The sequence below is a fragment of the Sphingomonas echinoides genome (assembly GCF_029623395.1).
Classification (GTDB): domain Bacteria; phylum Pseudomonadota; class Alphaproteobacteria; order Sphingomonadales; family Sphingomonadaceae; genus Sphingomonas; species Sphingomonas echinoides_A.
Window position 1 is genome coordinate 38,026 of the sequence record NZ_JAPYKK010000014.1, and the last position, 17,715, is coordinate 55,740.

General features: G+C 64.8%; 19 protein-coding genes. 4 read left to right on the top strand and 15 right to left on the bottom strand.

Annotated elements, in window-relative coordinates; translation table 11 throughout:
- Window positions 1-92: 92 nt before the first annotated feature.
- The 5 genes from leuB to QBJ92_RS10430 all read right to left on the bottom strand — a co-directional run bounded on the left by leuB (window position 93) and on the right by QBJ92_RS10430 (window position 5,570).
- Window positions 93-1,145: a 3-isopropylmalate dehydrogenase gene (gene leuB / locus QBJ92_RS10410; RefSeq protein WP_277969626.1), complete on the bottom strand. Its 1,053-nt coding sequence runs from the start codon at window positions 1,143-1,145 to the stop codon at window positions 93-95.
- A 52-nt stretch (window positions 1,146-1,197) separates the two neighbouring features.
- On the bottom strand, window positions 1,198-1,824 hold the full coding sequence (gene recO, locus QBJ92_RS10415) for a DNA repair protein RecO (protein WP_277969627.1): 627 nt from the start codon (window positions 1,822-1,824) through the stop codon (window positions 1,198-1,200).
- Between the two features lie 108 nt (window positions 1,825-1,932).
- Window positions 1,933-2,889 (bottom strand): polysaccharide deacetylase family protein, encoded by a 957-nt coding sequence (locus QBJ92_RS10420; protein WP_277969628.1) that lies wholly within the window; start codon window positions 2,887-2,889, stop codon window positions 1,933-1,935.
- Between the two features lie 73 nt (window positions 2,890-2,962).
- Entirely contained in the window at window positions 2,963-4,366 is a 1,404-nt protein-coding gene (locus QBJ92_RS10425; protein WP_277969629.1) for an NAD(P)H-dependent flavin oxidoreductase, read from the bottom strand.
- Window positions 4,367-4,433: 67 nt separating this feature from the next.
- The gene (locus QBJ92_RS10430; RefSeq protein ID WP_277969630.1) at window positions 4,434-5,570 is read right to left on the bottom strand and encodes a glycosyltransferase; all 1,137 of its coding nucleotides are present in this window, start codon (window positions 5,568-5,570) and stop codon (window positions 4,434-4,436) included.
- 291 nt (window positions 5,571-5,861) lie between these two features.
- Between QBJ92_RS10430 and QBJ92_RS10435 the strand changes: the two genes are divergently transcribed.
- Window positions 5,862-6,692: a GGDEF domain-containing protein gene (locus QBJ92_RS10435; RefSeq protein WP_277969631.1), complete on the top strand. Its 831-nt coding sequence runs from the start codon at window positions 5,862-5,864 to the stop codon at window positions 6,690-6,692.
- Between the two features lie 240 nt (window positions 6,693-6,932).
- Here QBJ92_RS10435 and QBJ92_RS10440 read toward each other — a convergent pair whose 3' ends face one another.
- The 4 genes from QBJ92_RS10440 to QBJ92_RS10455 form a co-directional block, all read right to left on the bottom strand.
- Window positions 6,933-8,069, bottom strand: coding sequence for a hypothetical protein (locus QBJ92_RS10440; RefSeq protein WP_277969632.1), 1,137 nt, complete (start codon window positions 8,067-8,069; stop codon window positions 6,933-6,935).
- Between the two features lie 180 nt (window positions 8,070-8,249).
- A complete protein-coding gene (locus tag QBJ92_RS10445) occupies window positions 8,250-9,377 on the bottom strand; it encodes a glycosidase (RefSeq protein WP_277969633.1) in 1,128 nt (375 codons plus the stop codon).
- A complete protein-coding gene (locus QBJ92_RS10450) occupies window positions 9,374-10,132 on the bottom strand; it encodes an SDR family oxidoreductase (RefSeq protein ID WP_277969634.1) in 759 nt (252 codons plus the stop codon). Before QBJ92_RS10450 ends, QBJ92_RS10445 begins: the two co-directional genes overlap by 4 nt.
- A gap of 36 nt (window positions 10,133-10,168) precedes the next feature.
- Window positions 10,169-11,044 (bottom strand): alpha/beta fold hydrolase, encoded by an 876-nt coding sequence (locus QBJ92_RS10455; protein WP_277969635.1) that lies wholly within the window; start codon window positions 11,042-11,044, stop codon window positions 10,169-10,171.
- Between the two features lie 37 nt (window positions 11,045-11,081).
- Here QBJ92_RS10455 and QBJ92_RS10460 point away from each other — a divergent pair, with 37 nt between their 5' ends.
- Window positions 11,082-12,443 carry a protein adenylyltransferase SelO gene (locus QBJ92_RS10460; RefSeq protein ID WP_277969636.1) on the top strand — a complete coding sequence of 454 codons (1,362 nt, stop codon included), beginning with the start codon at window positions 11,082-11,084 and terminating at the stop codon, window positions 12,441-12,443.
- A 51-nt stretch (window positions 12,444-12,494) separates the two neighbouring features.
- Window positions 12,495-13,907, top strand: a complete 1,413-nt coding sequence (gene astD, locus QBJ92_RS10465) for a succinylglutamate-semialdehyde dehydrogenase (protein WP_277969637.1) — start codon at window positions 12,495-12,497, stop codon at window positions 13,905-13,907.
- Window positions 13,908-13,951: 44 nt separating this feature from the next.
- Here the strand turns inward: astD and QBJ92_RS10470 are convergent, their stop codons facing one another.
- From QBJ92_RS10470 to QBJ92_RS10495, 6 genes are all read right to left on the bottom strand, one after another.
- Window positions 13,952-14,269, bottom strand: coding sequence for a hypothetical protein (locus tag QBJ92_RS10470; protein WP_277969638.1), 318 nt, complete (start codon window positions 14,267-14,269; stop codon window positions 13,952-13,954).
- Between the two features lie 105 nt (window positions 14,270-14,374).
- Window positions 14,375-14,929, bottom strand: coding sequence for a hypothetical protein (locus tag QBJ92_RS10475; protein WP_277969639.1), 555 nt, complete (start codon window positions 14,927-14,929; stop codon window positions 14,375-14,377).
- On the bottom strand, window positions 14,922-15,416 hold the full coding sequence (locus QBJ92_RS10480) for an ATPase (protein ID WP_277969640.1): 495 nt from the start codon (window positions 15,414-15,416) through the stop codon (window positions 14,922-14,924). The genes QBJ92_RS10475 and QBJ92_RS10480 overlap by 8 nt, the downstream gene beginning before the upstream one ends.
- 19 nt (window positions 15,417-15,435) lie before the next feature.
- Window positions 15,436-15,648 (bottom strand): F0F1 ATP synthase subunit C, encoded by a 213-nt coding sequence (locus tag QBJ92_RS10485; protein ID WP_010164404.1) that lies wholly within the window; start codon window positions 15,646-15,648, stop codon window positions 15,436-15,438.
- Between the two features lie 61 nt (window positions 15,649-15,709).
- Window positions 15,710-16,468 (bottom strand): F0F1 ATP synthase subunit A, encoded by a 759-nt coding sequence (locus QBJ92_RS10490; protein WP_277969684.1) that lies wholly within the window; start codon window positions 16,466-16,468, stop codon window positions 15,710-15,712.
- A 20-nt stretch (window positions 16,469-16,488) separates the two neighbouring features.
- Window positions 16,489-16,773 (bottom strand): AtpZ/AtpI family protein, encoded by a 285-nt coding sequence (locus tag QBJ92_RS10495; protein ID WP_277969641.1) that lies wholly within the window; start codon window positions 16,771-16,773, stop codon window positions 16,489-16,491.
- 218 nt (window positions 16,774-16,991) lie between these two features.
- Here QBJ92_RS10495 and radC point away from each other — a divergent pair, with 218 nt between their 5' ends.
- A complete protein-coding gene (gene radC, locus QBJ92_RS10500) occupies window positions 16,992-17,684 on the top strand; it encodes a RadC family protein (protein WP_277969642.1) in 693 nt (230 codons plus the stop codon).
- The last annotated feature ends 31 nt before the right edge of the window (window positions 17,685-17,715 follow it).

Sequence of the window (17,715 nt, forward strand, 5' to 3'; positions counted from 1 at the left end):
GAGGGGTTGGGGTGGGGAAGTCCAGCAGAACGAACCTCTCTGCCAGGCACCGCCCCACCCCCAACCCCTCCCCTGAAGGGGAGGGGCTTAAATCACTTCAGCGCCGCGAGCACTGCATCGCCCATCTGCGCCGTGGTCAGCTTGCCCCCCAGATCGACTGTCCGCGCCCCATCGGCAATCGCGGCGCGAACCGCCTGCTCGACCCGAACCGCGGAAGCCTCGTCCGACAGCGAGTGCCGCAGCAACAACGCCGCCGACAGGATCGCCGCGCAGGGATTGGCCTTGCCCTGCCCCGCAATATCGGGTGCAGACCCGTGGATCGGCTCGTACAACCCGCAACTGCCCTGCCAATCGTTGAGCGACGCGGACGGCAGCATCCCGATCGACCCGACGCACATGCTCGCCTGGTCGGACAGGATGTCGCCGAACAGGTTGCTGGTCACGATCACGTCGAACGCGCCCGGGTTGCGGACCAGCTGCATCGCGGCGTTGTCGACATACATGTGGCTCAGCTTGACCTCGGCATAGTCGCGCGCGATCTCGTTTACGATCTCGCGCCACAGCTGCGACGTCTCGAGCACGTTCGCCTTGTCGACCGAGGTCAGCATGCGGTTGCGCCGTGCCGCCATCTCGAACCCGACCCGCACGATCCGCGCGATCTCGACCTCGTCATACCGCATCATGTCATGCGCCTCGCGCAGGCCGGTATGCGAGAAGCCACGGCTCTTTTCACCGAAATAGACGTCGCCGGTCAGCTCGCGGACGATGACCATGTCGATCGCGCGCGCGATTTCGGGGCGGAGCGCGGACGCGTCCTCCAGGCCCGGCATCATCGTCGCGGGGCGCAGGTTGGCGAACAGGCCGAGTTCCTTGCGCAAGCCCAGGATCGCCTGCTCCGGACGCACCGAGCGTTCGAGCCCGTCCATGTCGGGGTCGCCGACCGCGCCGAACAGGATCGCATCGGCGCGGTGCGCCAGCGCGAGCGTCTCGGGCGGGAGCGGATGACTGGTCTTGCGATAGGCCGCACCGCCGACAAGGCCAGGCTCGAACGTAAGGTCGAGCCCGAGCGCCTCGAGCACGCGGCGAGCCTCGTGCGTCACTTCGGGGCCAATGCCGTCTCCAGCGAGGATTGCGATCAGTGCCATGGTCCGTACCGCTCCGTGATTTGAAGGCGCGGCCATGCCGACCCTTGGCGCATCACGCAACCGCCCTTTTGAGCCGATCTGTCAAACGAGCCCGCGATTCGAGAGTTACGGCCCGCCGATCGACCAGAATTTGCGCCCCGAGTGCCTCCCCCAGTACGGAAAGGGCCGCGAACACGGCGTGCCAGTCGTCAGCGGCAGGGTCCGTCAGCGCGGCGGGCAAGGCCTCCGCGTCGAGCCCATAGCCAAGTTCCGCCAGCAGCAATTGCTCGTACCGCGCGATCGACAAGATCCAGCGCCGCGCGGCGGGTGCCAGCGCGATCGCCTCGATCACGGCATCCAGCGCCAGGTACAACCGCGGGTACGGCAGCGCCTCGGGAAGTGCCGCCGCCGTCAATGCCGTTACCCAATCGAGCGCGAGCGCCGGTAACGGTTCGGCGTACAGCGGCGCGCGGCTGGTGACGAGTTCGACCGTCAGGCTCGCGAGTTGATCGTCGGTCCGCGCGCGCCATTCACCCGCGACCCGGTTGGCGGGTTGCAGGATCGGCCGAATTCGGCTCGATCGCCCCCCGCGCACATAGCCCGCCTGCAGACCGTCGTCGGGGGTGAGCGCCCGCACAATCGCGCCATGCTCACCGTGATGGCGGACGCCGAGGATCAGGGCTTGGGTGCGCAAATGCATAAGCGCGTGTAGCGCGCCCGTGGCGGTGTGGGAACGATAAGGGGTGGGATACTGCGTGGCCGTAGTCGTCTCGGTAGTTCTCCCGGTCTACGCCGGGGTCGCGCAACCCTATGCCGCGCGTTCCGCTACCAGGTTCGACCACAATTGCTCCGCCTGGCGCCAGCGCGTCCGCAGCGGATCGGGTGACAAGGGCGTATCGGCGTGGCCGGTTCGCAGCGCCGGGAGACCCGCAAAATGCTGCGTCGGCATCGCGTCCGCCCTCGCCGCGAGCAGCGCACACAACGCCTCGAACCGGCGGACATGGACGGCATTGGGGCGCGTGCCCGTCCGGTTGGCGAGTTCGAACCCGTGCGTCACGATCGTCACCGCGGCATGCTCCTGCGCAACCGCATGATCGAGCGCGGCGCGCATCTCGCCAAGCGACAGCGCGCACACCTGAAAATTGCGCAAGTGCCCCGGACGTTCCTCGATCAACGTGACCGGCACCTCGACGATTCCCAATCGCTCGACCGGTGCGATCTGGCGAACCGGCAGGTCGATCTGGCTCGGCCACGGATGTTCGCTGCCGTTGTGGCTGCTGTCATAGGCGATTCCGTTGCGCACCAGCGCGCGCAGCGTATCGTCGTTCGCGCTGTACGACCCCGCCCGAAACGCGACCGGGCGCGGCGCACCCGCAGCCACCAGCAGGTCAATTCCCCCTGCGATCAGGTCGCTCTGGTCGTCGCGCGAGTATTCCACCATTTGGAACCGGCTGTAGCTCGCGCCGCCATCGTCCGCCGCGGCGCCCGACCAATTGGGGTGCAAGTGCAATTGCACCTCCTGCCCCGCCTGCAGGATCGCTTCGACCACACGACGGATCGGGTCGAGGCCAAAGACCAGCGCCGGCATCGGATCGACGAAGAAACACGCCTTCAACCCGGTCCGCGCCAAGGTGGCCAGCATGTGCGCGATACCGACTCCGGCGGGCTCGAACGAGCGGGCGAACAGCTCATCGACGGAAAGACGCGCAGCATGATGCCGCCACATCAGCTCGGTATCGACGGTCAGGAACACGGGTACACTCACCTCCCGGCCCTAGCGCGCGGGAGGTGAAAAAATCGCCAACCAATCAGTTACGAAATGTTGCTGGAGCGGACGATCAGTCGCCCGTCAGGATCCGGTCGAACAGTTGCTTCACGGTCGGCACGAACCCGTTGGAATAGAACGGATCGCGCTTGAACTGATACGCGCCGTGTCCTGCGAACATCAAATTCTGCTCGACATCCCCGCCGTGTGCGATGTCCTGCAGCGTCTTCTGGATGCAGAAGCTGCGCGGATCGGCAAGGCGTCCGGTCGAGTTGGTCTCGGTATCCGACCACGACGAGAACGAGCACTGGCTGAGGCAGCCCATGCAATCCGCCTGATCCTTGCGGATCACGCCCTTGTCCTCCGGGGTCACGAACACCAGCGTGTTGTCCGGCGTCTTGAGCGCATCCGTATAGCCCGCACCGAACCACTCGCGCGCGCGGAGCAGGTCGTTGCGCGTCACCCAGAAATTCTTGCCCTTGACGCCGACGTCGAGCTGGAACGTGTGATCGCCCGCGCTTTGCGTCGAGAAGGCGATCTGGCGCTCGGAACGCGCCTGCAAATGCCGCAGGAACGGGTTGAGCACCGCGCTCGAATAGAAACCGGTCGGGGAGAAGCGATGCAGCAGCACCTCGCCTTCCTGAATGTTGGTAAGCCGTGCCTTCCAATCCTCCGGGATCGGGCTTTCCTGCGTCAGCAGCGGTCGCGTGCCGAACTGGAACGCGATCGAGCCGAGCTCGGGATTGTCGATCCAGTCGGACCAGTCGCGCAGATACCAGACGCCGCCCGCCATCACGATCGGGACGTCATCCGAAATCCCGCCTTCGCGCATCGTGTCGCGCAGCGCCTTGACGCGCGGATAGGGATCCTGCGGGACCAGCGGGTCTTCTGCGTTGGACAGGCCGTTATGCCCGCCCGCAAGCCACGGATCCTCATAGACGACCGCCGACAGATAGTCCGCCGCCTTGGAATAGGCGCGCTTCCACAGCGCGCGGAAGGCACGGCCCGAGCTGACGATCGGCAAATAGCTGACCTCGTAAGACGAGGCGATTTCACTAAGCTTGTAGGGCATCCCCGCGCCGCAGGTAACACCCGCGACGAGCCCGCGCGTGCGCTCCAGCACGCCGTTCAGGATGCGTTGCGCACCGCCCATTTCCCACAGGACGTTGATGTTGATCGCACCCTGGCCGCCCGCGATGTCATACGCGCGCTGCACCTGCTGGACCGCGCCCTCGATCGCGAATTCGATCAGTTCCTCGTGGCGTTCGCGCCGGGTCAGCTTGGTGTAGACCTGCGGAATGATCTTGCCGTCGGGATCGTAGCTGTCGGCGTTGACCGCCGAGACCGTCCCGATCCCCCCCGCCGCGGCCCAGGCGCCCGCGCTTGCATGGTTGGTCGCGGCGACGCCCTTCCCGCCCTCGACGAGCGGCCAGACCTCGCGGCCTCCATAAACGATGGGCTTCAAACCTTTGAACAAGTGACCGGCTCCCGGATTAACATACGTGCGATATAGGCGTTGGATGCCACGCGCGGCAAACCGTGAATTACCCCAAGCGGCCTGGCTGGCCGAGGACGGTGGAATACAATGCGCGATAGCGCGCAATCATCGTCGCCTCGTCGAATTCCGCGACCGCCTTCGCGCGGTTCTTCTGCCCCAGATAGCCCCGCTGCTCAGGCGTGGCATCACATAAGGTCTGCAATGAATCGCGCAAAGCCACTTCGTGCGTCCGCCGATCGATAAAACTATGATTGTCGGGGGATACCATCGCGAGGATGTCGCCGACCGGCGTCGCGACGATCGGCAGGCCCGCCGCCATTCCCTCGATCACCGCGATCGGGAATTGCTCGCTCTTCGACGACAGCGCCATGATGTCGAACAGGCCGATAAAGCGATGCGGCTCGGGCAGGAAGCCGGGCAGGACGAGCTGGTTCTCCATTCCCATCCGCTCGGCCGTGTCGAGGATCGTCTGGCGCTCGGGCCCCTCGCCGACGATCACCAAGCGCACGCGCCCCGACAGACCGCCGACCGCGCGCACCAGCATCGGCAGGTCCTTGACCTCCCTCAAGCCGGCGAGCGTGCCAATGACAACTTCACCGGGCTTGCGCTTGAAACCAGGGATCGCCTTCGGATCGGGCTTCTTGGCGTAAAGCGCAGTGTCGATCCCGTTGGCGATCCGGTGGACCCGGTCGCGCGGCTGCTTCCACGTCTTGAGCGCGATCGCCTCGAGCGTTTGCGACGGCACCACCAGTGCCTCGGCCTTGGTCAGCGCAAACCGGCGATACAGATTGCGTTGCGGTTTCAGCCCGTCGGCTTCGTCGGCGTTGAAGCCGTCCTCGTGATGCACCACCGGAGGCATCCCCTTGGACGACACGCGCTTCGCCATCACCCCGTCGATCGCGCCCCAATTATACGTCAGCACCAAGTCGAACCGCCGCATATACGCCGCGATCGCCTCGTAGCGCTGGACCGACGGGCCACCCGTCAACGGCGGCGGGTTCTGCGCGATCTCGTAATCGATGCCCGGCGCAATCGCCGTCTGCGCGCCATACTGTCCGTCCATGCTCGACACGATCGTGTGCCGCGCATGCGCGCCGAACGCGTTCATCAGCCGCACCGCACGCGCCTCCTTCCCGCCGAGCGAGAAGGTAGAATGCAGATGGAGGATGTTCACGGGTCGCATCGCCCGCGTGCTTACCGACTCCGCGGCGCAAAACCAGCCCCGTCGTGTCGCGGGCTAAACTGTACGCAATGGCCGAGGTAGCGGCGCACCGAAGCTGCGTCGATGCAGTCCCTCACCGCGATGCGACCTACCGAAGCCTCGGTAACACAATATTAACCTTCTGCTCGTTACGGACCCTTAATGAATAGGCCATCGTCTCTTCAAGCAATGCCGACCCCACCGCGCTGGCATGACCGGCTGGACGCGCTCATTGCTTGGACGACCCGACTCTCCCGGGCGCAGGCGCGGACCATGACCGTCGCAGCGGTCGTCATCGCCGGACTCGCCGATTACGCGAGCGGGACCTCGCTGTGGTTCGGCCCGATCTATCTGCTGATCCTCTGCTTGCCCGCCTGGACGCTGGGGTGGCGTGAGGCCACGCTGACCAGCGCCGCATGTGTGGCGGTATCGCTCGCCGCAAACGGGCTCGAGGCGTATCCGCTCGGTCACACGGCGATCGCATGGAACATGGCCATGCGGATTCTGGCGGTGGCGATGATCATCATCCTGATGGCCGGCACACGCCGCTCATACGATCGCGAATGGCATCGCGCGCGCAGCGACCCTTTGACGGGTCTCGTCAACGAGCAGGCTTTCTACGACAACGCCGGTGCGGTTGCGCGGCATCGAGCCTGGGGCATCCTCGCCTATGTCGATCTCGACGGCTTCAAGCAGATCAACGACCGGCACGGCCATGCCGCGGGGGACGAAGCTTTGCAGGCCTTCGCAAACGGAGTTCGTGCATTGATTCGACCGGGCGACGTGTTCGCCCGGATCGGGGGCGACGAGTTTCTTCTGTTTCTGCCAGTCGACAGCGAAGCCGAAGGCTACCGGCGCGCCCAAACCTTGCATTTGCAGATGAACTGCATGCCAACCCCGTACGCGCTGGGCTGCAGCATCGGCGCGCTGGTGTTGAACTTGCGCGAAACCAGGGTCGACAAAGCGCTTGTCGGCGTTGCCGACCGACTGATGTATCAGGCCAAGAACGAGGGCGGCACGGTCTGGATCCGTACGCCCGGCGTCCCGGAAAGCAGCCGTCTGAGCGGCCCCGGCGACGACCAGCAATCATCGCATGCTGCGTAGGATTATCGCGGTCTCAACACCTGCGGAGTCCCCCCGTCAGGGGAGGTTCGCTTGTCCCCTCCCCTGCTGCAGATCGAAGGCCGCCACCGCTGGGGGGGGCACGCGTTACAGGCTGTATCGCGGCGCGGCCGCAACGGCTGTGAACGGGGAGCATTGGTGTCCGTTTTACCGGTCCTCGATCGATGCAAGACGTGTGGATGATGCACTTACGGCCACCGACGGCACGTCTTACAGGCCTCGTTATGACCGTTTCGCGGACGCGGCCATATCGGGCTGCGTCAAGTCGAGCACTTCCAATCTCGGAGCGCCGCTTCGCCGTCTGATCAGGCTTCCCAACGGAACATCGTAGGTACCGCGCAAAGTAAACCGTTCGACACGATAGACCCCGCGATCAGCGCTGCTGGTCGAGAAGCCGGTATAGCGTCGTTCGGAAACCTGTTTGAGAAGCGATCCCGCCCATCCCGTCGGGGGCGAGCCGCGCAGGATCTCGGGCTCGTTCGTCTTGCCGTCAGGCGCGATCCAGAATCCGATATCGACCCATTCGATCGGATCGACGTCGGTTGAGCGCGCGGGAAAGGGATTGAACGTGTCGAATTTGGCTGCCGCCTTCTGCGCCGCAGCTATTTCGGTGAGTTTATAGGGAGGAGCCCAGATCAGCGCAGGCCCGCTCGCCCCCTCGTGACCGATCGTGCGAACCATCTTATCGATTTGCGCATTGTCTTTCCGCCCCGCCGCCAGGCGCAACCGCACGACCTGCAATGCCGTACGCAGCTTTGGATCATTTGCGATCGGACGCGCTTCGGCTTCGGCCATAAGTCGGGCTGCACCGGCAGTGTCGCCTCGCGCGTTGGCCAGTCCGACGCGACGTAGCGTCGCCTGCATCGCGAGCGATGCGTTTCCTTCGGCCAAGGCGTGGCGCTCTACCGTTTTATACGAAGACTCGGCATTATCCGCATCGTGCTTCCCCAGCCACATATCGCCGATCGCAAACATGGCATCGACGACGGCAGGGTCATCACCGGGCAGATTATCGCGAAGCGTCCGGACCCGCTGGCCGACCGCCCGCTTGAACGCATCCATATCCCCGTCGTGCAAGGACACGGTGGCATAGGCTTCGTAGAGGGCTGAAACCGGTTTGGGATCGGTCGCGGCGTGGCGTTTGTTACGAGATATGGCCGCCTCGAGCGTACGCCGCGCCTTGATGTACGCGCCGTCTCGGAACTGTCGCTCGGCGAAGGCAATCGACACTTGCGCATCCCGCAACGGAGTACAGGTCTGCTTGACGCACGCCGCGTAGGCTTCCGAAAGCCGCGTGCCAGAAACGACGATATCAGGAGCGGCACTTTGTAGCGACAACATGAGGAATAAAGCGATCATCAATCACCTTCCACGCTCAGTCAGAACTCGTTCCGCTGCACACCTGACATTACATCAGTTCATCTACTTCATAACCTATGACGTTTGCATCATCAATGTCCGGCTTTGTAGTAGAGCGGATCGGTCTGGAGCACACCCGCTTCGGCGAACGCGACTCTCCTCTTTTGGTGGACGACGAACCTACGCGAACAGCGCCTTCGGCAAATGCGAGATCCGGCACGCCAGATCCGCCTCGCCGCTCGCGACCACGTAATGATCCCCCGCGTCGGCGATGCCCGTCGTGAACACGACGTTGTCGATATACATCTGGTCACGCAGCGGGTCGGTCAGCGCAGGGTTGGCTTCGATCAGCGCGTCGTGGCTGGTGCGAAGGACCCGGCTCGGGTCTTCGCGGTCGAGCAGCGACCAATAGGTGCGATACACCCCGACCACGCCCATCGGCTCGACCCCGTGCCACAAGCTGAGCCAGCCGCCGCCATCGGGCCCGTCGACCAGGATCGGCGGGGTGCCGCCGCCCATCCGCGCGGTCGCCATGGTCGCCGCATGCGGGCGGATGCCGGGGCGCTCGTGCGGCTTCCAGTGAAGCGCGTCGGGCGAGGTCGACAGGTTGATCGAAGGCCCCGCGCGCCACTCGCTCCCCGGCGGGTAGGCGAAATACAGGTCGCCCAAGGGCCGCGTCTGCGCCCAGTATTTGCCGCCGACCAGCCCTTCGAAGATCAGCATGTCCTTGTTCTGGTGATCGAGCACGATCCCCTCGAGCGTCCAGTCGAGCGCATTGTCCGAGCTGTAGAGTGTCGTCGAATGCCGCTCCGGGCTGACCGAACAGGTCGTCATCAGATATCGGTCGCCGACCTTGCTGATCCGTGCATCCTCGACGCCGTAGCATTGGTAGGACGCGCGCGGCGCGATCGCCTTGTCGTAATGCACCGCCACCACCGCGGTCCCGTCGGTATTGAGCTCGACCGGCAACAGCCACGACAGCGACGTCAGCGCCATCACCTTCCACCCGCCGCCACGCATCATGAACTTGCGCGGGTCGGCGGTGTCGACGAACTCGATCGGCCATGCGTCGAGGCAGAAGCCGCCGTCATGCCAGCGGATCGCGTGGATCTGCTGGTCCTTGATCGGGGTCCGCAACGCCTCGGCGATCCGCACCATCAGCAGCAGGTTGCCGTTGGGCAACCGCGTCATGCCCGGATTGAACGCGCCCAGCACATAGGTTTCCGCATCGATCTGGCCCGCGAGCGGGGATTTGCTCAGATCGACATCGGCAGGGGTGAAAATCAGCGCGTCATGGGTGAAGGTCATTCCGAATCCTGATTCCGCGGCGAAATTGTCAGCTGCTGGATAACCGTTCGGCGCGGCTGCGTCAGGATGTAATGCACCCCGACCGCGATATCCTCCGCGCGGAGCGACGTTTCGTCGCGGATCTTCTCGCGCTGTTGTTCGGGCGGGGTGTCCGGTTCCTGCATCGTCGATCCGGTCAGTCCCGGCTCGACCAGCGAGACGCGAATGCCTTTAGGCCCCATCTCGCGACGGAATGCCTCTGCGAAGCCCTGAATGCCGTATTTGATCCCGGCATAGACGGTCGAATTGGGGCCGAGCACATGCGCGCTCATCGACCCGATCAGCACGATGTCGCCTTCGTCACCAATCGCGGGAATCGAGCCGTGCGCGGTCATCAGATAGCCGGTAAAATTGGTCGCGATGGCATAGCGCACCGCCTCCTCCGACATGTCGCTCAAGCCTTCCGCGGCGATCGCGGCGTTGATCACCGAAACGTCGACACCGCCGAGATGCGCCTTGCCCGCCTCGACGAACGCCTTGGGGCTGGCCTCTTCCGACAGATCGAGCGTGATCCCGTCGCCCTCGCCGACTTCGCGGATCCGCGCGAGCGCATCGGCAAGATGCTCCTCGCTCCGACCGCAGATAAAGACGCGCGCGCCTTCGCTCGCGAGCAGCACCGCGATCGCGCGGCCGATCCCGGTGGTGCCGCCGGTGATGATCACCCGCTTGCCCTTCAGGCTTGGCATCTTGGTGTGCGCGTCGGACAGGTCGGTCATGCAGGGGCTCCCGGGTTCACTCCCTTCCGAGACGCCTCAGCCAGCAGCGGGTTCCGGTACGATCCGCGCCAGCAACCGATCGATCGCGGCAATTGCTTCGGGTTCATCGAGCGTCGGGGCATGGCCGATCGCCGGGATCGTCACCAGTTCGCCCTGCTCCAGCACGCCCGCCATCCGGTCCGCGACGCTTGCCGCGAACACGTCCGAGGTTGCCCCGCGCAGGACCAGCGTCGGCACCGCCCTGAGCCCGTCGAGCGCGCGCCACATATCCGGCCCGGCCTCGTTGCCGGGGACGCGGAACGGCTCGGCGATCTTCATGTCGTAATCGAGCACGATCCGCCCCGCGCTGTTGAGCCGATAAAGCCGCTTCGCCATCGCGAGCCAGTCCTCGAGCTGGAAAGCCGGATAGACCGACTCATTCGCCTCCGCGACCGCGCGCGCGGCGTGGAGCCAGGTCGGCCAGGTGTTCGACTTGCCGACATAACCGCGAATCCGCGACAGTCCCTCGGGCATGATCTCCGGGCCGACGTCGTTGAGCACCACGCCCGCCAGCGATGCGCGCGCGGTCCCGGCGAGCAGCATCGTCACGATCCCGCCCAGCGACGTGCCGATCGCGACATAACGCTCCACCCCCAGTTCCGCGAGCAGCCCCTCGATATCCTGGACGTAGGTCAGGGGCACGTAGCTCATCGGATCCTTGGCGTAGCCGCTGTCGCCGCGTCCGCGCAGATCGACCGTGATGACTCGCCAGGCCGGCGACAAACGCCGCGCGAGCGCGTCATAATCGCGCGCATTCCGCGTCAATCCGGGCAGACATAGCAGCGGAGGGCGCGTATTCGGCCCGGGATAGTCACGATAATGCAGTCTTACGCCGTCGTTTGACCACCAATATCGGTTTTCATAGGGTGGCATGGTTGCGTCCTGCGGTTGGAGCCCTCCATATTCACGTATGGACACCCCCCCGCAACCCTATCGCCCCGAAACCACGATCCTGGATCTCGGCGACGCTTTCTACGACCCTGTGGTCGCGGCACATTTCCCGGAAACCCACCTGCGCTTCCGCAACGATTCGGCGGCGGCGGAAGTCGGGCTGGAAAGTCTGGGCGGCGCGGAGTGGATCGAGCATTTCGGGCGCTTCGTCCCGCTGCCGAGCAGCCTCGAGAAGCCGCTCGCGCTGCGCTATCACGGCCATCAGTTTCGCAACTATAACCCCGAAATCGGCGACGGGCGCGGGTTCCTATTCGCGCAGCTGCGCGACCGCGACGGCCGGCTGATGGACCTTGCCACCAAGGGGTCGGGCACGACGCCGTGGAGCCGCTTCGGCGACGGGCGCCTGACGCTGAAAGGCGGGATGCGCGAAGTGCTCGCGACCGAAATGCTTGAAGCGCTGGGCGTTCCCACCTCGCGCAGCTTCTCGCTTATCGAAACCGGCGAGGAACTCGAGCGCAACGACGAACCCTCCCCGACGCGGTCCGCGGTGCTGGTGCGGTTGAGCCATAGCCATGTCCGCATCGGCACGTTCCAGCGCCTCGCCTATCTGCGCGATGCGGACAACATGACCCGGCTGGTCGGCTACGTGCTCCGCAACCTGTACGGCGAGGAACCGGGCGACGATGCCCCGGCGCGTCTGCTCGACCTCGTCGTCGGCCGCACCGCCACGCTCGCGGCCAGCTACATGGCGGCGGGGTTCGTCCACGGCGTGCTCAACACCGACAACATCAACGTCACGGGCGAGAGCTTCGATTACGGACCGTGGCGCTGGGCACCGACATGGAACCCGGCCTTTACCGCCGCTTATTTCGATCACGCAGGACTCTATGCGTTCGGTCGGCAGCCCGAGGCGATCCACTGGAATGTCATGCAGCTCGCGGTCGCCTTGCGCGCGGTCAGCGAAGCGCAGCCGTTGATCGACATCCTCGAGACGTTCCCGGAGCGTTATCAGCGCGCAGTGTCGGATGCGATCCTCTGGCGGCTCGGCGTCGTGCCGCAGGAGCCGACACGCGACCGTGCACTGGTCCAAACGCTCGAACAGGCACTAACGCGAAGCGAGACCGGGATCGACCGGTTCTTCTTCGATGCGTTCGGGGGCACCGCGCCGGAGGGCGAGGCATTCGACGACCTTCGCGCCGCGCTTGTCGGCTATGCGCCGCGCAAGCCCCGTTCAGGCGCCTATTGGTCCGGGGCGCCGTGTTCGATGCTGATCGATGAAGTCGAGGCGATCTGGTCCGCGATCGCCGAGCGCGACGACTGGGGCCCCTTTCACGCCAAGATCGACGCCATCCGCCAAATGGGCGAGGCCCTTGCGGGGTGAAGGTGCGTCAGGAAAGTGGATTAACCCTGAATTCTGGGGCAAGACTCACCAATGTCGAGTGATCTGCTTTCCTACGAACCCGCCACCGGTGCCCTGCTGTGGCAAAGCCCGATCGGGGATACTGACGTCGAAGTCGCGGCGGCGCGCGCGAGCTGGGCTAGCTGGGCGGCCCAGCCGCTCACCAACCGGATCGAAACGCTGCGCCGTTTCGCCAACGTGGTCCGCGCGCGGGCGGACGCCTTTGCCGACCTGATCGCGCGCGAGACCGGCAAACCCTTGTGGGAAGCCCGGACCGAGGTCGAGACGGTCATCGCCAAGGTCGACATTTCGGTCACCGCTTACGCCGACCGGACGCCGCAGCGTCGGCTCGATACACAGATGGCGGGGCGGATGGCGCTGCGCCACAAGCCGCATGGCGTGTTGGCGGTCCTCGGACCCTATAATTTCCCCGCGCATCTGCCCAACGGCCACATCGTCCCTGCGCTTCTCGCTGGCAATGCCGTGGTGTTCAAACCCTCCGAAAAGACGCCCGCAACCGGCGCGTTCCTGGTCGACTGCTACCGCGCGGGTGGCGTCCCGGAAGGATGCATCCGGCTGCTCGTCGGCGGCGCTGACGAGGGCAAGGCGCTGGCTGCGCACGACGGGATCGACGGGCTGTTGTTCACCGGCTCCGCGCCGACCGGAATCGCACTTAACCGCGCCTTTGCCACGCGCCCGGAAAAGATCCTCGCGCTCGAAATGGGCGGCAACAACCCGATCATCGTGTGGGATTCACCCGATCTTCAGGCGGCGGCCGTCATCATCGTCCAGTCCGCGTTTACCAGCGCAGGTCAGCGCTGCACCGCCGCACGCCGGTTGATCGTCGACCAGAAACTGTACGACCCGCTGATGGACGAAGTCACCAAGCTGGTCGGCCGGGTCATCGTCGATGAACCCCATGCGAACCCGGCACCGTTCATGGGGCCGGTCATCGACAATCACGCTGCCGATATGCTCAGCGAGAGTTTCCTCGAACTGATGATGCGCGGCGGGCGGGCGATCCGTCACCTCGAACGCCCGGTCCCCGACCGGCCGTTCCTGCGCCCTGCGCTCATCGACACGACCGAGCTTAGCGAACGCCCCGACATCGAACTGTTCGGACCGATCCTGCAGGTGATTCGCGCGACGAGCTTCGAGGATGCGATCGTCGAGGCGAACAACACGCGGTACGGCCTATCCGCGTCGCTGCTGAGCCAGAACCCCAAGCTGTACGACCAGTTCTGGGCGAATGCGCGCGCGGGGATCGTCAATTGGAACAAGCCGACCAACGGCGCCTCGTCGGGCGCGCCGTTCGGCGGAATCGGCTGGTCGGGCAACCATCGTCCAAGCGCCTATTACGCCGCCGACTATTGCGCCTATCCGGTCGTTTCGAACGAAGCCGACCAGGCACGGGCCAGCATCGGCGGGGGCCTGCGCGACGACTGATCGAATTCCCGGCTCTTTGAAGGCCGGGAATCCAGGACACGACTTTACTTCAGGACGGCCAGGTCCGCCTTGACCTTGACCAGGGCCTCGTCGGTCAGCGCGCCGCCCGACAGCGGCTGCACCTGCGACAGCGACATGCTCTTGAACTGATCGTACATCGGGTGCGCGGTGATGTTGTTCAGGTCCGCGTCGAGCACCTTCTTCGCGGCAGGATCCGCCGCGATCGTCTCGATCGGCGTATCGAGCGTGAATTTCGCGACGGGCGTAGCGGCGGCTGCAACTGGCGCAGCGGACGGCGCCGACTGTGCTGCCAAAGGGGCGGCGGACGCCAGGACGACCGCAGCAAGAACGATGGATTTCATGACGGAGCCTCGTTGAGTGACGACGGCGCGAATCGCCGTGGCTCGCCACCCTAGCTCCGACTTATGACAAGGGAAATGAAACGCGCCGGGCCAGCCGGCGCGCGATCAGTTGAGGCGACCCAGGCCAGCGATCGTGCGGTCGACCAGCGCCTTGTCGGCGTCTGCGCCGTGGCGTTCGGCAATGACCGTCGATGCAACCCGTGCGGCGGCATCGGCTGCCTGCGCACGGACTTCAGCGATGGCGCCACGCTGCGCGGCGGAAATCTGGTCCTGCGCCATCGTCTGACGACGCGCGACCAGTTCGGTAAGGTCAGCTTCGGCCTTGGCAACCATTGCGGCAGCTTCTGCCTCGGCATGCTTAACGATCGCAGCGGCATCGCCAGCGCTTGCCGCGTCGCGAGCCTGGGCTGCGACTAGCAAGGCTTCCGCTTCGGCCCGCAACCGCGAAGCCTCGTCGAGTTGCGAACGAATCTTCTCGATCTGGCCGTCCAGCATCCGGGCAACCAGGCCCGGTACGTTCTTCCAGAGCAACAGCCCGATCACGACCAGCATCGACAGCGCGACCCAACCGGCTGCGTTGATGCCGAGCGCGGTCGGCTCGTGATGGAGTTCGGCGACGCCCGTCGTTGCTACCGTATGTACGGTCGAACCCTCAGCCATGCGCCAATTCCGTCTTCACACGCGCTTCGATCGTCGAACGGTCCACCGCCACGCCCGAAAGCTTGGCAATGATCGCTTCGACCGCATCGGTCGTTGCAGTTTCAATCTCGGCGAAGGCCTGCGTCTTGGACGCTGCGACCTGCGCGGTTGCGGCGGCAAGCTGTGCCTGCATCGCCGCATCGCTTGCCTTGAGCTTGGCTTCGGTATTCGCGGTAGCGCGATCCTTGGCCTCGCCCAGCGCCAGGGCAGCCTTCGACCGGGCGTTTTCAAGCCCGGTCTGATAAGCTGCCTCGACGGCATGCGCTTGCGCGCGCGCAGCCTCTGCCGCGGCGATGTCGCCGTCGATCCGGCCGTTACGATCGTCGATCGTCGCCTCGATCTTGGGGACCATCGCCTTGCCGATCCCGAAATAGATCAGCGCGAATACGATCGCCAGCCAGAAGAGCTGGGAGGCGTAGATCTCACCGATCTGGGATAGCTGCGGCATGGGCTGTGCTCGCTCCGGCTTACTTGACGACGAACAGGATGAGGATCGCGACGACGAACGCGATCAGGCCGAGCAGCTCCGATGCTGCGAAGCCGATGAACAGGCGACCCTGCTGGCCGTCTGCTGCGCCCGGGTTACGGAGTGCGCCCTCGAGGAACGAACCGAACACGTTGCCGACGCCGAGTGCCGCGAGACCGACACCGATCGCTGCCAGGCCGGCACCGATGTACATTGCACCAAGATCAGTCATGATAAAGCTCCTTAGAATACAGTCAGATGGGTGTTGAAAACGATTAGTGCAGATGCACCGCGTCGTGCAGGTACAGCGACGTGAGCAGTGCAAAGACATATGCCTGGATCGCGCAGACCAGCAGCTCGAGCGCGCTGACGCCGACGATCATGATGAAGCTGAGCACGCTGACGATCGGGCCGAGCGCGCCGCCTGCATTGATGCCCTGGACGACAAAGCTGCCGAACACTTCAAGCAGGATGTGCCCGGCGGTCATCGCGACGAACAGTCGCAGCGCAAGGCTGAACGGGCGGACCATGAACGACACGAACTCGACCGGGATGATGACGGGCATCAGCCAGCCGGGCGCACCGTGCGGCACGAACAGCGAGAAGAACTTGAGGCCGTGCTTGGCGAAGCCGACGACCAGCACGATCGCGAACGACAGGAACGCCAGGATCGCAGTGACCGTGATGTGGCTCGTCACCGCGAAGGTGTGGAGCCCGGGCAGGATCGCGAGCGGCATGACGCCGATCAGGTTGGCGAACAGGATGAAGAAGAACAGCGAGAAGATATATGGGGCGAACTTCTTGCCGCCCGAACCGATGTTCACGCTGACCATCGAATCGATGAAGCTCACCGCGTTCTCGGCCATCACCTGCCAGCGCCCAGGCACGAGCTGGCGCTTGAGACCACCTGCCATGAACACCGCGAGCAGCACGAACACGACGACCATGAACAGCGCCGAGTTGGTGAAGGAGACGTCGTAACCGAACAGGTCGATATGGCGGCCCAGGACGGGCTCCACCATGAACTGTTCCATCGGATCGATTTTGCCGGCGCTCACTCCGCGCGCTCCTTCGAAATCTTCATGATGTTCATGAACGCCCCAATCACGGCCAATGCCAGCACGATGAGCAATGCCCACGGGCTGGTCCCGAACCACGAATCGATCGCCCAGCCAAGAATACCACCGCCGAGCAACGCTCCAAGCAACAACGCGAGAACGCGCGTGCCCTGACCGTAGCCCTTTGCCTGCGGCACCACGCCCTGGCCACGCGCCTGCGATGCCGCACGTGCCGAGGCAATGCGGGCTTCGAGGTCGTCGGTCGGGCGGTTATCGGCCAAAGGGGCGCCTATCCTGATAAGAAAACGCCGCCGTGCCTCATGGCACCGCGACGATATGTGCGGGAAACAGGGGCAACCCCCGTGTGACGGATCGTTTAAGAAGCAGACCGGGGGGTGTCAACCATTGGTCGCGCTCCGGCCCTTACACCTTCCGGCCTGTGCCACCAAGTCCAGCCGCGCGTTGCTTCGTCGCAAGCGTAACGATACGTCTGGCTGCGATGCGCGCGCCAGCCCCTCCCCTCCCCGACCAGTCCGGTCACCGTGCGCGCTTGCGGGAGCGGCTGTTCCGGCAGGGGGAAGAAGCACTGCTCGATCATGAATTGGTCGAATATTTGCTCGCGCTCGCGATCCCCCGCCGCGACACCAAGCCGCTCGCCAAGGCGCTGATTGCCGAGTTCGGCGGCATCGGCGCTTTGTTCAGCGCCGAACCCGAAGCATTGATGCGAGTCTCCGGTATGGGCGACACATCCGCCGCCGCGATCAAGATCGTCCAGGCGGCGGCCTTGCGTCTGTTGCGGGTCGAGGCAAGCACCCGGCCGGTTCTCGCGAGCTGGCAGGCGCTGCTGGACTATCTTCACGCCGATATGGCGCACCGGACCAACGAGCGCGTCCGCGTGCTCCACCTCAACGCGCGCAACATGCTGCTGCGCGACGAAGTGATGAGCGACGGATCGATCGACGAAGCCGCATTATATGTGCGCGAAGTGATCCGCCGGGCAATCGATCTCGGATCCGCCGCGATCATCCTCGTGCACAATCACCCGAGCGGCGATCCCGCCCCCAGCCGCGCCGACATCGACATCACGCGCCGTGTCGCCGAAGCCGGAAAACGGTTGGGAATCGCGTTGCACGATCACGTCATCATCGCGCGATCGGGGCATTCGAGCCTGCGGGCAATGGGGCTGCTGTAGCGAAGAGGGGTTGCGCTGGCGGACCCATCGT

Excerpts from the sequence above, each read along its gene's own strand:
- leuB (WP_277969626.1), bottom strand. The coding sequence starts at position 1,145 with ATGGCACTGATCGCAATCCTCGCTGGAGACGGCATTGGCCCCGAAGTG.
- recO (WP_277969627.1), bottom strand. The coding sequence starts at position 1,824 with ATGCATTTGCGCACCCAAGCCCTGATCCTCGGCGTCCGCCATCACGGT.
- QBJ92_RS10430 (WP_277969630.1), bottom strand. The coding sequence starts at position 5,570 with ATGCGACCCGTGAACATCCTCCATCTGCATTCTACCTTCTCGCTCGGC.
- QBJ92_RS10435 (WP_277969631.1), top strand. The coding sequence starts at position 5,862 with ATGACCGTCGCAGCGGTCGTCATCGCCGGACTCGCCGATTACGCGAGC.
- QBJ92_RS10440 (WP_277969632.1), bottom strand. The coding sequence starts at position 8,069 with ATGATCGCTTTATTCCTCATGTTGTCGCTACAAAGTGCCGCTCCTGAT.
- QBJ92_RS10445 (WP_277969633.1), bottom strand. The coding sequence starts at position 9,377 with ATGACCTTCACCCATGACGCGCTGATTTTCACCCCTGCCGATGTCGAT.
- QBJ92_RS10450 (WP_277969634.1), bottom strand. The coding sequence starts at position 10,132 with ATGACCGACCTGTCCGACGCGCACACCAAGATGCCAAGCCTGAAGGGC.
- QBJ92_RS10455 (WP_277969635.1), bottom strand. The coding sequence starts at position 11,044 with ATGCCACCCTATGAAAACCGATATTGGTGGTCAAACGACGGCGTAAGA.
- QBJ92_RS10460 (WP_277969636.1), top strand. The coding sequence starts at position 11,082 with ATGGACACCCCCCCGCAACCCTATCGCCCCGAAACCACGATCCTGGAT.
- astD (WP_277969637.1), top strand. The coding sequence starts at position 12,495 with ATGTCGAGTGATCTGCTTTCCTACGAACCCGCCACCGGTGCCCTGCTG.
- QBJ92_RS10470 (WP_277969638.1), bottom strand. The coding sequence starts at position 14,269 with ATGAAATCCATCGTTCTTGCTGCGGTCGTCCTGGCGTCCGCCGCCCCT.
- QBJ92_RS10475 (WP_277969639.1), bottom strand. The coding sequence starts at position 14,929 with ATGGCTGAGGGTTCGACCGTACATACGGTAGCAACGACGGGCGTCGCC.
- QBJ92_RS10480 (WP_277969640.1), bottom strand. The coding sequence starts at position 15,416 with ATGCCGCAGCTATCCCAGATCGGTGAGATCTACGCCTCCCAGCTCTTC.
- QBJ92_RS10485 (WP_010164404.1), bottom strand. The coding sequence starts at position 15,648 with ATGTACATCGGTGCCGGCCTGGCAGCGATCGGTGTCGGTCTCGCGGCA.
- QBJ92_RS10490 (WP_277969684.1), bottom strand. The coding sequence starts at position 16,468 with ATGGAACAGTTCATGGTGGAGCCCGTCCTGGGCCGCCATATCGACCTG.
- radC (WP_277969642.1), top strand. The coding sequence starts at position 16,992 with ATGCGCGCGCCAGCCCCTCCCCTCCCCGACCAGTCCGGTCACCGTGCG.